The organism is Georgenia ruanii (assembly GCF_009193175.1).
Taxonomy (GTDB): Bacteria; Actinomycetota; Actinomycetes; order Actinomycetales; family Actinomycetaceae; genus Georgenia; species Georgenia ruanii.
On the sequence record NZ_VUKE01000016.1, the window covers coordinates 21,098 to 33,114 of the forward strand.

The following is a 12,017-nucleotide window of genomic DNA, read 5'->3' on the forward strand; positions in this document are numbered from 1 at the left end:
CCCGGCCATGTGGCGCCGGTCACGGCGGGGGTGGGAACGCCGGTCCGCCAACCCCCGTGTTCGGCGCTCGCTCAGGGCGGGTGGGACCCGAGTCGCTGGGGAATGGCACGCCCTCCTGCCGCCGGTCGCCGAGCGGGTGCTGTAGGTAGGTTGGAGCCCATGACGACGGCCGACGGAGAGCAGCGCGAGGTGGGCGGGTACCGCCTGCTGCGGCGCCTCGGCTCCGGCGGGATGGGCACCGTGCACGAGGCGGTCGACGCCGACGGGCGCCACGTGGCCCTCAAGCTCCTCCACCCGCACATCTCGGCCGACCCCCAGGCCCGCAAGCGGCTGGCGCGCGAGGTCTCCCTGCTGCACCGGGTGCGCGAGGCCGGCATCGCCCGGGTGCTCGACGCCGAGGTGGAGGACGCCGAGGCCTTCGTCGTCACCGAGCTCGTGGAGGGGCCCACGCTCGAGGAGGACGTCGCCGCCGACGGCCCCTTCAGCCCCTCCGAGCTGTCCCACCTCGCCCACGGCTTGGCGGAGGCGCTGCGCGCCATCCACGCCGTCGGCGTCGTGCACCGCGACTTCAAGCCCGGCAACGTCATGATGAGCGAGCACGGGCCGGTGGTCATCGACTTCGGCATCGCGCAGGTGGCCGACGACGCCCGCCTCACCCAGACGGGCATGGTCACCGGCACCCCGGGCTACCTCGACCCCGAGGTCATCGCCGGCGCCGAGCCGTCGCCCACCTGCGACTGGTGGGGCTGGGCCGCGGTCCTGCTCTTCGCCGCCACCGGCCGGCCGCCGTTCGGGCGCGGGCCCACCGGCGCCGTCCTCGCCCGGGTGACCACCGGGCAGGCGGACACCGAGGGGCTCGAGCCGGTCGTCGCCAAGGCGCTGCGCGGCGCGCTCGACCCCCAGCCGGGGCGCCGCCTCGGCCCCGACGGCGTGCTCGCGGTGCTCGACGGGCAGTGGGGCGACGACAAGCTCACCCAGGCGCTGCAGGTCGGCGCCGCCGGGGCGCTGGCGGCCGGGGCGGGCCTGCTGGCGGGCGGCGAGGGCACCCCGGCGCTCGACGGCGGCCCGGCCACGGCGCCGTTCACCGACGGCACGCGGGCCGCCGCGATGGGTTTGCCGACCGGCGCGGCCGCCACCGATGCGAGGGCGGCGCTGCCCGCCACGGACGCGACGGCGGCGATGCCCGCGACGGGTGCGACGGCGGCGCTGCCCGCGCCCGGCGCGACCGCGGCGCTGCCCGCCGCGGACCCGACCGCGGCCCTGCCGGCGGCGGATAGTCACGCACCGACCGGGGCCGCGGACGCCGCGGGCCGGGCCACCCGCGCGATGGCGACGCCGGAGACGCGCGCCCTGCCCGCCGACCCACCCACCCGGGCGATGCCCGTCCAGCCCGCCACCCAGGCGCTGCCCGCCGACCCGCCGGTCATGCCGGCGTCGTACCCGCCCCGGCGGCCCGAGGGCGCCCTGACGTCGTACCCGCCGGCCCATCAAGCAGACGACCGCACCGCCGTGTATTCGCCCGTGGGGCATCCCGGGGCCCCGGGCTACCCGGCCGAGCACGGCTACGGTCCCGGCGGTCATACCGTGCAGGGGCAGCCCCCGCAGGGCTATCCCGGCCAGGCGTATCCGGGGCAGGGACAGGTTCAGGGCTACCCAGGGCCCGGATACCCGGAGAGCTATCCCGCGCCCGGCTACCCCGGCCAGCCGCAGCCGGGCGAGGCCCCGCCCGCGTGGGCGCGCCCGCCGCGCCGGCGCACGCTCGTCGTCGCGACGGTCGGCGTCGGTGTGGCCGCCGTCGCCACCGCCTTCCCGGGCGCCTTCCTCGTCGCCGCCGCGGCGCTGCTCCTGCTCACCGCCACCACCGGGTGGGCCGGGCGGTCGCGGCGCGCGGCCCGGCTGCGCCGGGGGCCGCGCCCGGGCGACGACGCCCGCATGCTCGCCGGCCTGCCCTGGCACCTGCTGCGCGGCGCGCTCAGCGTGCTGCCCGGCGTGGTGGTGGGCGCCGTCGTCGGCGGCGCGACGTGGTGGGTGCTCACCTCGCTCGGCGACCCCCGCCTCGGCCCGCCGCTGGTGCTGGGGATCGCCGCGGCCGCCGCCCTGCTCGCCGCCTGGTTCACCCCCGGTGGCTGGACCGCCCGCCAGGGGGCCCGCGCGATGGTCGACGTGCTCACCCCGACCCGCGGGTTCCGCACCCTGCTCGTGGTGCTGGTGCTCGTCGTGGCCGCGCTGCTCGTGGCTCAGACGGTGGTGCTCGCGCCCGCCCCGCCCAGCTGGGCGCCGCTGCCCGGGCCGCCGTTCGGGATCTGACGCCCACAGGACCACGGTCCCGACCCCTCGCTCTACCCTGGGACGGTGGGCATGCGCGGTCGGTGGCAGGTGGGGCTCGTCCTCGCCCTGGCCGTGTGCGCACCGCTGCTGCTGGCCCTCCTCTCCGGGGCCGCCACGGTGCACTGCGTGCCCGTCCCCGGCGGCTGGACCCAGGCCGGGCTGACCCTGGCCCTCCTCGGTCCGGACGACGGCTGCCCGAACGGCCTCCTCGCCGTCGGCGCGACCACCGGGCAGGTGCTCACCGTCGTCGTCGCGGTGGCGGTCCCCGCGGTGTTGGCCCACCTGGCCCTGCTCACCGGGGCCGCGGGCGTGCTCGGCGCGGCCCGCTCCGTCGTCGTCGCGGTCGCCCGCCGGCTGGTCCGCCGGTTGCGGCCCCGCCCGGTGCGGCTGCCGGTGCGCCCGCGCCTCGCCGTCGTCCTCGGTGCCGCGTTCGCGCCGGTGCCGCGGGAGGCGTGGCGGCGCCCGCACCGGCGCGGCCCGCCGCGGGTGGCCTGCGCCCGCAGCTGAGGCCGTCGGCCCGCGCGGGTGCCCGCGCCGGCGTCGCCGGCACCGCCCACCCGACCGACAGGAAGCACCCCCATGTCCAGCAACATGTCCAAGGCCGAGAAGCGCGAGGCCGCCCGCGAGCAGGCCCGCCAGCTGCGCGAGGCGCAGGCCCGGCGCGAGCGGCGCAACCGCAACCTCCTCATCACCGGCGTCATCGTCCTCATCGTGGTCGTCGCGGTCGCCGTGTTCGCGATCGTGCGGCAGGGCAGCCAGCCCGCCATCTCCTCCGTCAAGGAGATCCCCGCCAACACCCAGGTCAAGGACGGCGGCATCTCGCTCGGCTCGTCCCTCAAGGCCGGCACGGCGAACGAGGGCGCCCCCACGCTCGACGTCTACCTCGACTACACCTGCCCGTACTGCGCCCAGTTCGAGAAGATCAACGCCGACTCCATCAACGAGCTCGTCAAGGCCGGTGACGCCACGGTGATCTACCACCCGGTCGCCATCCTCGACCGCACCGGCAACTTCTCCGGCTTCTCCGGCCGGGCCGCCGCGGCGGCCGCCACGGTCGCCGACAAGGCGCCGGAGGCCTTCAACACCTTCCACACCGCCCTGTACGACCTGTACACCACCTCCGGCGCCACCGAGGGCGTGGCCTCCACCGAGCCGAACGAGCAGGCCATCATCGACACCGCCGTCAAGGCCGGCGTCCCGCAGGACGTCGCCAACACGGTCGGCGCCGGCACCTTCACGGACTGGGTGGGCGCGACCACCGAGCAGTTCCGCAAGGACGGCTTCTCCGGCACGCCCACCGTGCTCATCAACGGCAAGGAGTTCAAGAACTGGTCCGAGCCCGGTGCCCTCGCCGACGCCGTCAAGGCGGCCAAGTGAGGCGGTGATTCCCGACGGCGGACCCGGCCCTGCGTGAGCAGGTCGCCGGGCCGCCGGGTCGGGGCAGGGGAGGACCCGCCGGGTCGGGGCGAGGGAGGCCCCCGCCCGGCGGCGCGCTTGGCGCCGGGATGGTGCGCCACGAGCTGCGACCGAACTCGGTCCGCGCCACGAGCTGCGTGCCGAGCCGGCACCCAGTTCGTGGCAGACTCGTCCCCGGCCTCGCCGCCTTAGCTCAGCTGGTAGAGCACCCGCCTTGTAAGCGGACGGTCGTCGGTTCGAATCCGACAGGCGGCTCCATCGGGAGGGTCCGGCACATCGATGCGCCGGACCTCTCTCTTTTCTGCTCGTGCTTCAAGCTCCTTCTGCCGCCTCTCGAGTCGCGTCGGTTGGCTCAGTCCAGCGCCGAGCCGGCGTCCGGCTGCAGCTCCGGGCACGTCGTCCCGGGCGCGACGAGGGGCTCGAAGTGCCAGGGCTCGTTGAGGTAGACCCGGCACAGGCCGTAGGTGCTGCCATGCGCCTCGAGCCACTGCGCCCCGGTGGCGGGGCCGACGTCGATCGCCAGGCCGGCGACGTGGGCCGACCGTTCCGGCGGGAGCACCCACCGGTGGGCTGCCTCGGCGGAGCCGTACTGGGTGATGGCCTCGTCCACCAGCCGCTGCTGGTCGCGGGCGCTGCGCCAGCCGGAGGTGATCCGGAGCTCGACGCCGGCGGACGCCGCGTCCTGCTGGGCCGCGTGGAAGCGGCTGTCGAGGTCGGCGTCCAGCGCGGTGGCCGCGGCGGGCTGACCCGCGTGAGAACCGCGCAGCGTCGCCCAGGCGGACTCCACGCCGTCGCCCGTCGTGAGCCGGACCGCCACGGCCACGACCGCGAGGACGACCAGGACGAGGACGACGCCGCGCGCGGAGGCGCGGCGGACAGGCTGATCGGCGCTGACGTGACTCATGTCGCCGACTCTCGCCGGTTTCCGGGGGCCGCCGCGTCACCGCCCAGTCGGATACGGGCGCAGCGTCGTCATCCGGAGGGTGGACCCCGCGTGGCGGGGATGGCCGCCGAGCCGCCGAGCCGGCGCGCCGCCGCGCCGCCGCATGCGCGCGCGCCGTATCGATCCGATGCTTGGCGGCCCTTCAGATTTGCCGCTCATCGCCGTCGGTAACCAGTACCGTCGGCGCATGCGACGGCGCGCGAAGGAGTGGCTGGGCGCCGGCGTGGTCGCCGTCGTCGTCGGCGGGGTGATGCTCTTCGCGCCGGACACCAACCCCTACGCCGCGGAGCTGGCCGAGGCGCGGCGCGGTGCCTCCGCGTTCCAGCTCGAGGTGCTCGCGGACCGCCGCATCACCGACGCAGAGATCGCGGAGGCCCGGCGGCGCTGGAGGGCGTGCCTGCAGGACGCCGGGGTCGACCCGGATTGGGCGGAGGGCGTCAGCGGCCTCCCCGTCGTGGACGCGTGCTACGAGAGCACCCGGGCGCACCTGGAGGAGCTGGCCTGGAACATGAAGGTCGACCCGGAGAACCGGGGGCTCGCCGTGGTGATCGCCGAGTGTCTGCAGCGTCAAGGCTTCCTGCCGGCCGGCTACGACCCGACGGGGCTCACCATGGAGGAAGCGGTACGGGGGCTCCTCGAGCGCGTCGACATGTCGGACGAGGACGTGCGGGCCTGCTTCCTCCCGGCCGCCGGGCCGAGATAGCCGCCTCCCGGACGGGGCGCGTCACCGCAGCATGCGGGCGATGCCGACGACGCACGTCACCAGCAGGGCGACGAGCCCGGCGCCGAGGAGCACCGGGCCGCGGCCGAGGGCCAGGTGCCCGGCCGCCGCGCCGTCGAGCACCATCAGAATTGCGCCGAGGAAGGTCACCGCCATCCCCGCGCCCAGGCCGACCATGAGCCGCTCGCCCTCGCGGTAGAGGCGCTGGGCGTTGTCCTCGGTGACCCGCACCGGGTAGTTGAAGATCCGTGGGTGCCGCGACAGGGCCTCGATGCCGGCCTGGAGGACGAGCCACACGAGCGGGAGCCACAGCAGGGTCGCGCGGGGTCCGTAGCCGTCGGGCGTCCCGGCGGCGTCGAAGTGGGTCGGGATGGTGGCCGGCAGGCTCGGGTAGCGCACCGCGATCGCCATGACCCCGGCGAAGAACATCGCCCAGGTGGCGACGCGGACGGCACGGGTGACGGCGCCGGTGCGGTAGTCGGGGTTCGGGCGCCGGGCGAGGTCGGCGCGCGACCTTCGTTCCTCCGGCACGTTGACAGGCTACGTGGCCTGCTGTGCTCGCCCGAATGGCGTCGTCATCGACCCGCACCCGGCCGCCGGGCATGCCGCCGCCGACGTCCGTCAGGCCGCCCGCGTCCGATGGTGACGAGCCGCCGCGGATTGTGGGGCACATGTCGCTCCGAGGTACGCGCCGACTCGGCGTCGCACCGATCGTCGTCGCGAGGTCCGCCCCACGGGAAGGCCCTGGAAACGACAGAGGGGTGCCGGCCATCGGCCGGCACCCCCTCTCGCGCTGCTGGGTTACTTGGCGGCCCAGTAGGCGCGGGCGCCGTCGAAGGAGAAGGCCTCCTCGACGAACACCGTGCCGCCCTCGATGGCGGCCGCCGGGACGTCCATGCACACCTGGTAGTCGGCGGTGCCACCGGCGGTGAGCGTCGGCACGTCCATGACCGAGTTCGGCTCGATGGCGTCGCAGCTGGCCCAGTCGTACTGGCGCGAGTCCGCGCCCTGGAAGACGTGGTTGAGGTCGAGCCACGCGTCGCCCTCGGCGTCGCCGTGGTAGGCCACGCTGACCTCGACGAGCACGAACTGGTTGGTCGGCGCATCGTTGTAGAGGTTCGCGTCCGCCATGATCTCGTTGGCGTCGGGGTTCACGCTCCGCACGGTGACCGTGTAGTCGCCCACCTCCGCGCTCTGGCCCAGGGGCAGCGCCGCGGCCGACGCGGTCTCCTCCTCGGCCGACACGTCGGTGCCCAGGTCCTCGAGCTGGTTCTCGGTGTCCGCGATCGACTCCTGCACGGCGTCGTCCACCGCCGAGGAGATGGCGGCGCCGAAGATGACGTTCATGAGGATGCCGCCGACGATGGCGATGCCCGAGAGCACGAGGCCCGCGATCGCGAAGCCCTTGCCGCCCGCCTGGCCCTTGGCCGCCTTCGACAGGGCAAGGGCGCCGAGGATGACGGCGACGATCCCGCCGACGATGGCCACGATGTTGATGATCGGGATCCATGCCAGCAGGAACGCGACGATGCCGATGACGAACGCCGCGATAGCCAGGCCGCTGCCGGGGCGGCCGGGCTGCTGGGCGCCCCCGGCGTAGGGCTGACCGGGGGCGAACGGTGCCTGGGCCTCGCCGTAGCCGGGCTGGGCGCCGTGCTCCGGGGCGTAGGGCGACGCGTCGGCGGGCGGGGCGTACGGGGCCTGGCCGGGCTGCTGGGCGTAGGGGGACTGGTCGGGCTGCGGGGCGTAAGGCGACTGGTCGGGCGCGCCGAAGGGCGGAGGCGTCTGCGACATGAGGTGGTCCTCTTTGAAAATCGGGGGAGGTGTGCGGCGTGTCGTGCCGCCGGAATACTAGCGACGGATTCCGACCGAAATACTGGCCGTCCAGGCTCCGAGGCTCGTTCCGCCCCTCCGTCGGGCATCTCGGCAGGTCGTGGCGCACGGGCGCCCGCGACTGTTCACCGAGTGGTCTCGCGGTGTTCGCGTCGCGTGCGGTCGCGGCGCCCGACGCTTCGGTGCCCTCGCGCTCGAAACCCCTGTACCGCCTCGAAGCGGAGGCCCGAGACCTTGACTGGCAAGTGAATACTTGCCTATGGTGCGGGTCGTGGCCGACGTCTTCAAGGCGCTCGCGGATCCCACCCGTCGGGCGATCCTCGACGAGCTGACCGACCGGGACGGGCAGACCCTGTTCGAGCTCTGCGCCCGCCTGTCCATGAAGCACGGCCTGGGCTCCTCCCGGCAGGCGGTGTCCCAGCACCTGCGGGTGCTCGAGGATGCCGCTCTGGTGACCGCGCGCCGGGAGGGGCGCTACACCTTCCACCACCTCGACCCGCGTCCGCTCGTGGGTCTGACCGATCGCTGGACCAAGGAGAGGCCATGAAGATCACCCTCGCGAGCGTGTTCGTGAACGACCAGGACAAGGCGCTGGCCTTCTACACCGACGTGCTCGGGTTCGTGAAGAAGAACGACGTCCCGATCGGCGAGCACAAGTGGCTCACCGTCGTCTCCCCGCAGGCGCTCGACGGCGTCGAGCTCGTCCTCGAGCCCTCCGACCACCCGGCCGTCGCCCCGTTCAAGCAGGCGCTCGTGGCGGACGGGATACCGTTCACCTCCTTCGCGGTCGAGGACGTGGCCGCCGAGTACGAGCGGCTCAGCAGCCTCGGCGTGCGCTTCACCCAGCCGCCCACCGACATGGGCCCGGTGACCACCGCCGTCTTCGACGACACCTGCGGCAACCTGATCCAGATCGCCGCGATGCGCTGAGGCCCGATCGCGCCACAAACCCGGCCGCCCCTACGGTCGAGGGCGGAACCGATCTGCGCGAACGCCTCCGCCGGCCGCGACTCGCGGGGACTTGGTGGCGCGAAAACGAGCCGCACGGTTCTGGCGTGGTCACCCGCACTGGCGTGGTCGCCCGCCACGCGTGCCGCCGCCGGATCAGGCAGCGACCGCACACGCGGGGCGATCCAGCGTGCCAGCCGGGGACGTGGCGGGGCCGGGCCGGGGCCGTCGGTGGTCGGGGGTAGCGTCTCCCGGTGCGCCCGAGACCAGGAGGTATGTCGTCGTGACCCGGACGAGGCCGGCCGAGCCGCTGTGGACCCCGGACTTCGTCCTCGCCGCGCTCGTCAACTTCTGCGTCGGCCTCGTCTACATGCTGCTCATGACGACGATGGCGCTGTACGCCGTCGAGCGCTTCGGCGCCAGCGACGCCCTCGCCGGGCTGGCGGCCGGCATGTTCATCGTCGGGTCCACCGCGGGCCGTCTGTTCGCCGGCAACCTCGTCGACCTCGTCGGCCGCAAGCGCGTCCTGGTGATCGCGTTGGTCGTGTACGTCCTCGCGGCGCTGAGCTACCTGCCGGCCACGGCGCTGCCCGCGCTGCTGGTTGTCCGGTGCGTCCACGGTGTCGCCTTCGGCGTGGGCAGCACGGCGGCGATCAGCATCGCCCAGGGCCTCATCCCGCCGCTGCGGCGCGCCGAGGGCACGGGCTACTTCGCGCTGAGCACCACCCTGTCCACCGCGGCGGGCCCGTTCCTCGCCCTGCTGCTCGTGCGCGGGCCCGGATACACCGCCCTCTTCGCCGCCGCGGTGATCGCCTCCGGCCTCGCCATGGTGCTCGCGCTGGTGCTGCGCGCCCCCGTCGTCCGCCTGGATCCCGCGCGCCGGGCGCGGTTGCGCCGCTTCCACCCGGCCGATCTGCTCGACGCCCGGGTGCTGCCCGTCGCCGGCGTCATGCTCGTGCTCGGCGTCGGCTACTCGGGCGTGGTGACCTTCGTGAACTCCTATGGCACCGGGCTCGGCCTGGCAGAGGGGACCGGGGCGTTCTTCCTCGCTTACGCCGCGGTGCTGTTCGTCTCCCGGCTCCTGGTGGGCCGCGTGCAGGACCGGCGCGGCGACAACGTCGTCGTCTACCCGGCCATCGCGTCCTTCGCGCTGGGCCTGCTGCTGCTCGCCCGGGTCACCACCGACGCCGGCCTCGTCCTGGCCGCGGCGCTCGTAGGCCTCGGATTCGGCACGTTCGTCTCCGCCGGGCAGGCCATCGCCGTCGGGCAGGTGCCGCCGGTTCGGATCGGCGTGGCGGTCTCGACCTTCTACTTCATGCTCGACGTCGGCACCGGGCTGGGGCCCATCGTCCTCGGCGTCGTGGTCGGCGCGGCGGGGTACCGGGAGATGTACCTGACCGTCGCCGTCGTGGTGGCCCTGTCCGCCGGGCTGTACCACCTCGCGCACGGGCGCCGGGCCCGCGCGGCGGGTCAGTCGATGTAGCCGTCGTCCTGGCCGGAGTCGCCGTAGACCAGGTCCTCCTCGTCGTCCGGGCCGGCGCCGACCAGCTCGGCGTCGGGCCCGTAGCGCTTGACGTCGGCGTCGGTGCGCGGGGCGCCGGCCGCCCGCCCGCCGCCGAGCACGTCGCGCACCCGGGCGTCCTCGGTGGCGTTGACCCCCTCAGGCTGGACGAGACCGCGGTGGATGAGCGCCTCCTCGACGAGCGCGGGTCGTGCGGTCGAGCGGGTGGGCTCCATGCCAGCCTCCTGGGTCGGGCGTCAACGTGGCGCCGGGGCGCGGTCCACTGCCTCGATCATGCACCGGACGTGCGGTGCCGGGCGACACATACACGGGACGGACTTTTCGGCATGTCCAGAGCGGCAAAGTGCGTCCCCACCACGAGTCAAGCGTTGCCCCGGGCGTGCCCGGGCGCAGGCGAGTTGGGGGCGGGACGGTCAGGCGAGCGACCAGTCCACCGGATCGGCGCCCTGCTCCGCGAGCAGGGCGTTGGCCCGGGAGAACGGCTGCGAGCCGAAGAACCCGCGCGAGGCAGAGAGCGGGCTGGGGTGCGCGGAGGTGATGATCGGCGTCGTGCCCAGCATGGGCCGCAGGGTGGCGGCGTCGCGGCCCCACAGGATCGCCACGAGCGGCGCCTCGCGGGCCACCAGGGCGCGGATGGCGTGCTCGGTGATCGCCTCCCACCCCTTGCCGCGGTGCGAGGCGGGGGTGCCGGGCCGGACGGTGAGCACCCGGTTGAGCAGCATGACGCCGTGGCGCGACCAGGCGGTGAGGTCGCCGTGGTCGGGGGTGGGCAGGCCGAGGTCGTCGCGCAGCTCGCGGTAGATGTTCTGCAGCGAGCGGGGGATCGGGCGCACGTCCGGCTGCACCGAGAAGGACAGCCCCATCGGGTGCCCCGGCTTGGGGTAGGGGTCCTGGCCGACGATGAGCACCCGCACCTGCTCGAGCGGGTAGGTAAAGGCGCGCAGCACGTCCGTCCCGGCCGGCAGGTAGCCGTTCCCGGCGGCGATCTCCTCGCGCAGGAACGCGCCCATCGCGTGGATCTGCGCCTCCACCGGCGCCAGGGCGGCCGCCCAGCCCGGGTCCATGACCTCGGCGAGGGGTCGCAAGGTGGTGGTGGGTGCGGCGCTCACCCGGGCAGGGTAACGCGGTGCCTTTCGACGACGGCGGCTCGCCGCCTCGTGACGCGATCGACGCGTGAGCCGCACCCCGGACGAATGACACAACTGTCGTTAGACGCCTAGACTCGTGAGGTCCCCGCTCGTTAACGGGGGTGCACCCGGAGGGAGGACGAATGACCGCGCACGCCGATGAGGCCGCCACGCCCGCGGAGTCCGCCGTCCCCGCCGGGCTGAGCGAGACCGAGGCGCAGATCCTCGCCTTCGAGCGCCAGTGGTGGAAGTACGCCGGCGCCAAGGAGACCGCGATCCGCGAGCTGTTCGACATGAGCGCCACCCGCTACTACCAGGTGCTCAACCAGCTCCTCGACTCCGAGGCCGCGCTCGCGGCCGACCCCATGCTCGTCAAGCGGCTGCGCCGCATGCGCTCGGCGCGCCAGCGCGAGCGGTCCTCGCGCCGCCTCACCGGCATCTGAGTTCCGCCTTCACAACTCCGCTCGCCGCCGCGAGAGCGCACCACACCCGCCGAGTCGGAATCGGCCGGGGCAGGCGTGAGCGGATAACCTGCACAGCGTGAGTACGCAGCGTCACGAGGACTACCCCGAGGACGAGTTCGACCGCGCCGGTCGAAACCGCAGCCCCCAGGGCGTGCACCGCTCCCCGGGGTCGGTGTGGCGCGCGCTGCTGCCCGTGCTCGCCGTCGTCATCCTCGCCCCGCTGCTCGCCTGGGGTGCCATCACGCTGCTGGGCGGGGGCAGCGGCGGCGCGCAGCCGTCGGCCAGCCAGGCGCCGACGACACCGGCCGCCGAGCCATCCGAGTCCGCGCCGAGCGAGGCGCCGTCCGAGGCCCCGAGCGAGCCCGCCGCGGAGCCGACGCCGGAGCCCTCCCCGACCCCGACCGAGGAGGAGAGCGCCAGCGCGGCCGTCGACCACGACGCCGGCATCGCCGTCCTCAACGGCGCCGGGATCAACGGGCTGGCGGGCGAGCTCGTCGCCAAGCTGAGCAGCGAGGGCTTCGCCTCCGGCACCGCCGCGGACTACCGCTCTGGCGCGCCGCAGACGACCACGCTGTACTACAACAACGCAGAGCTCCGGCCGACGGCGCAGGAGGTGGGCAAGATCCTCGGCATCAGCAACCTCGTGGAGAGCGCCAGCGCCACGCAGAGCACCGACATCGCCGTCGTCATCCGCGCCGACTACAAGAGGTAAGCC

General features: G+C 74.4%; 14 protein-coding genes and 1 tRNA gene. 10 read left to right on the forward strand and 5 right to left on the reverse strand.

The window, feature by feature from the left end:
* The first annotated feature begins 159 nt into the window (after positions 1 to 159).
* The 4 genes from GD880_RS15035 to GD880_RS15050 all read left to right on the forward strand — a co-directional run bounded on the left by GD880_RS15035 (position 160) and on the right by GD880_RS15050 (position 4,002).
* Positions 160 to 2,307 (forward strand): serine/threonine-protein kinase, encoded by a 2,148-nt coding sequence (locus GD880_RS15035; RefSeq protein WP_193314548.1) that lies wholly within the window; start codon positions 160 to 162, stop codon positions 2,305 to 2,307.
* Between the two features lie 45 nt (positions 2,308 to 2,352).
* Positions 2,353 to 2,835 (forward strand): hypothetical protein, encoded by a 483-nt coding sequence (locus GD880_RS15040; RefSeq protein ID WP_152232437.1) that lies wholly within the window; start codon positions 2,353 to 2,355, stop codon positions 2,833 to 2,835.
* A gap of 72 nt (positions 2,836 to 2,907) precedes the next feature.
* The gene (locus GD880_RS15045) at positions 2,908 to 3,705 is read left to right on the forward strand and encodes a DsbA family protein (protein ID WP_152232438.1); all 798 of its coding nucleotides are present in this window, start codon (positions 2,908 to 2,910) and stop codon (positions 3,703 to 3,705) included.
* Between the two features lie 221 nt (positions 3,706 to 3,926).
* Positions 3,927 to 4,002: transfer RNA gene (locus GD880_RS15050), tRNA-Thr, on the forward strand.
* A gap of 94 nt (positions 4,003 to 4,096) precedes the next feature.
* Here GD880_RS15050 and GD880_RS15055 read toward each other — a convergent pair.
* Positions 4,097 to 4,648 carry a M15 family metallopeptidase gene (locus tag GD880_RS15055; protein ID WP_152232439.1) on the reverse strand — a complete coding sequence of 184 codons (552 nt, stop codon included), beginning with the start codon at positions 4,646 to 4,648 and terminating at the stop codon, positions 4,097 to 4,099.
* A gap of 226 nt (positions 4,649 to 4,874) precedes the next feature.
* On the opposite strand from GD880_RS15055, the gene GD880_RS15060 reads away from it, so the two are divergent.
* On the forward strand, positions 4,875 to 5,390 hold the full coding sequence (locus GD880_RS15060; protein WP_152232440.1) for a hypothetical protein: 516 nt from the start codon (positions 4,875 to 4,877) through the stop codon (positions 5,388 to 5,390).
* 21 nt (positions 5,391 to 5,411) lie between these two features.
* On the opposite strand, the gene GD880_RS15065 is transcribed toward GD880_RS15060, so the two are convergent.
* Positions 5,412 to 5,939, reverse strand: a complete 528-nt coding sequence (locus tag GD880_RS15065; RefSeq protein WP_226909703.1) for a DUF1648 domain-containing protein — start codon at positions 5,937 to 5,939, stop codon at positions 5,412 to 5,414.
* A 270-nt stretch (positions 5,940 to 6,209) separates the two neighbouring features.
* Positions 6,210 to 7,202 (reverse strand): DUF4190 domain-containing protein, encoded by a 993-nt coding sequence (locus GD880_RS15070; RefSeq protein ID WP_152232441.1) that lies wholly within the window; start codon positions 7,200 to 7,202, stop codon positions 6,210 to 6,212.
* 298 nt (positions 7,203 to 7,500) lie between these two features.
* Here GD880_RS15070 and GD880_RS15075 point away from each other — a divergent pair, with 298 nt between their 5' ends.
* The 3 genes from GD880_RS15075 to GD880_RS15085 all read left to right on the forward strand — a co-directional run bounded on the left by GD880_RS15075 (position 7,501) and on the right by GD880_RS15085 (position 9,672).
* Positions 7,501 to 7,788: an ArsR/SmtB family transcription factor gene (locus GD880_RS15075; RefSeq protein WP_152232442.1), complete on the forward strand. Its 288-nt coding sequence runs from the start codon at positions 7,501 to 7,503 to the stop codon at positions 7,786 to 7,788.
* Positions 7,785 to 8,171, forward strand: coding sequence for a VOC family protein (locus tag GD880_RS15080; RefSeq protein ID WP_152232443.1), 387 nt, complete (start codon positions 7,785 to 7,787; stop codon positions 8,169 to 8,171). The genes GD880_RS15075 and GD880_RS15080 overlap by 4 nt, the downstream gene beginning before the upstream one ends.
* A 301-nt stretch (positions 8,172 to 8,472) precedes the next feature.
* Positions 8,473 to 9,672 (forward strand): MFS transporter, encoded by a 1,200-nt coding sequence (locus GD880_RS15085; protein ID WP_226909705.1) that lies wholly within the window; start codon positions 8,473 to 8,475, stop codon positions 9,670 to 9,672.
* Here the strand turns inward: GD880_RS15085 and GD880_RS15090 are convergent.
* Both GD880_RS15090 and GD880_RS15095 read right to left on the reverse strand, forming a co-directional pair.
* Positions 9,660 to 9,926 carry a hypothetical protein gene (locus GD880_RS15090; RefSeq protein WP_152232444.1) on the reverse strand — a complete coding sequence of 89 codons (267 nt, stop codon included), beginning with the start codon at positions 9,924 to 9,926 and terminating at the stop codon, positions 9,660 to 9,662. The genes GD880_RS15085 and GD880_RS15090 overlap by 13 nt on opposite strands.
* A gap of 198 nt (positions 9,927 to 10,124) precedes the next feature.
* Entirely contained in the window at positions 10,125 to 10,796 is a 672-nt protein-coding gene (locus GD880_RS15095; RefSeq protein WP_152232524.1) for a uracil-DNA glycosylase, read from the reverse strand.
* Positions 10,797 to 10,981: 185 nt separating this feature from the next.
* Here GD880_RS15095 and GD880_RS15100 point away from each other — a divergent pair, with 185 nt between their 5' ends.
* The gene (locus GD880_RS15100; protein ID WP_152232445.1) at positions 10,982 to 11,281 is read left to right on the forward strand and encodes a DUF3263 domain-containing protein; all 300 of its coding nucleotides are present in this window, start codon (positions 10,982 to 10,984) and stop codon (positions 11,279 to 11,281) included.
* Positions 11,282 to 11,378: 97 nt separating this feature from the next.
* On the forward strand, positions 11,379 to 12,014 hold the full coding sequence (locus GD880_RS15105; RefSeq protein WP_193314549.1) for a LytR C-terminal domain-containing protein: 636 nt from the start codon (positions 11,379 to 11,381) through the stop codon (positions 12,012 to 12,014).
* Positions 12,015 to 12,017 lie beyond the last annotated feature (3 nt).

Excerpts from the sequence above, each read along its gene's own strand:
- GD880_RS15035 (WP_193314548.1), top strand. The coding sequence starts at position 160 with ATGACGACGGCCGACGGAGAGCAGCGCGAGGTGGGCGGGTACCGCCTG.
- GD880_RS15045 (WP_152232438.1), top strand. The coding sequence starts at position 2,908 with ATGTCCAGCAACATGTCCAAGGCCGAGAAGCGCGAGGCCGCCCGCGAG.
- GD880_RS15055 (WP_152232439.1), bottom strand. The coding sequence starts at position 4,648 with ATGAGTCACGTCAGCGCCGATCAGCCTGTCCGCCGCGCCTCCGCGCGC.
- GD880_RS15060 (WP_152232440.1), top strand. The coding sequence starts at position 4,875 with ATGCGACGGCGCGCGAAGGAGTGGCTGGGCGCCGGCGTGGTCGCCGTC.
- GD880_RS15070 (WP_152232441.1), bottom strand. The coding sequence starts at position 7,202 with ATGTCGCAGACGCCTCCGCCCTTCGGCGCGCCCGACCAGTCGCCTTAC.
- GD880_RS15075 (WP_152232442.1), top strand. The coding sequence starts at position 7,501 with ATGGTGCGGGTCGTGGCCGACGTCTTCAAGGCGCTCGCGGATCCCACC.
- GD880_RS15080 (WP_152232443.1), top strand. The coding sequence starts at position 7,785 with ATGAAGATCACCCTCGCGAGCGTGTTCGTGAACGACCAGGACAAGGCG.
- GD880_RS15090 (WP_152232444.1), bottom strand. The coding sequence starts at position 9,926 with ATGGAGCCCACCCGCTCGACCGCACGACCCGCGCTCGTCGAGGAGGCG.
- GD880_RS15100 (WP_152232445.1), top strand. The coding sequence starts at position 10,982 with ATGACCGCGCACGCCGATGAGGCCGCCACGCCCGCGGAGTCCGCCGTC.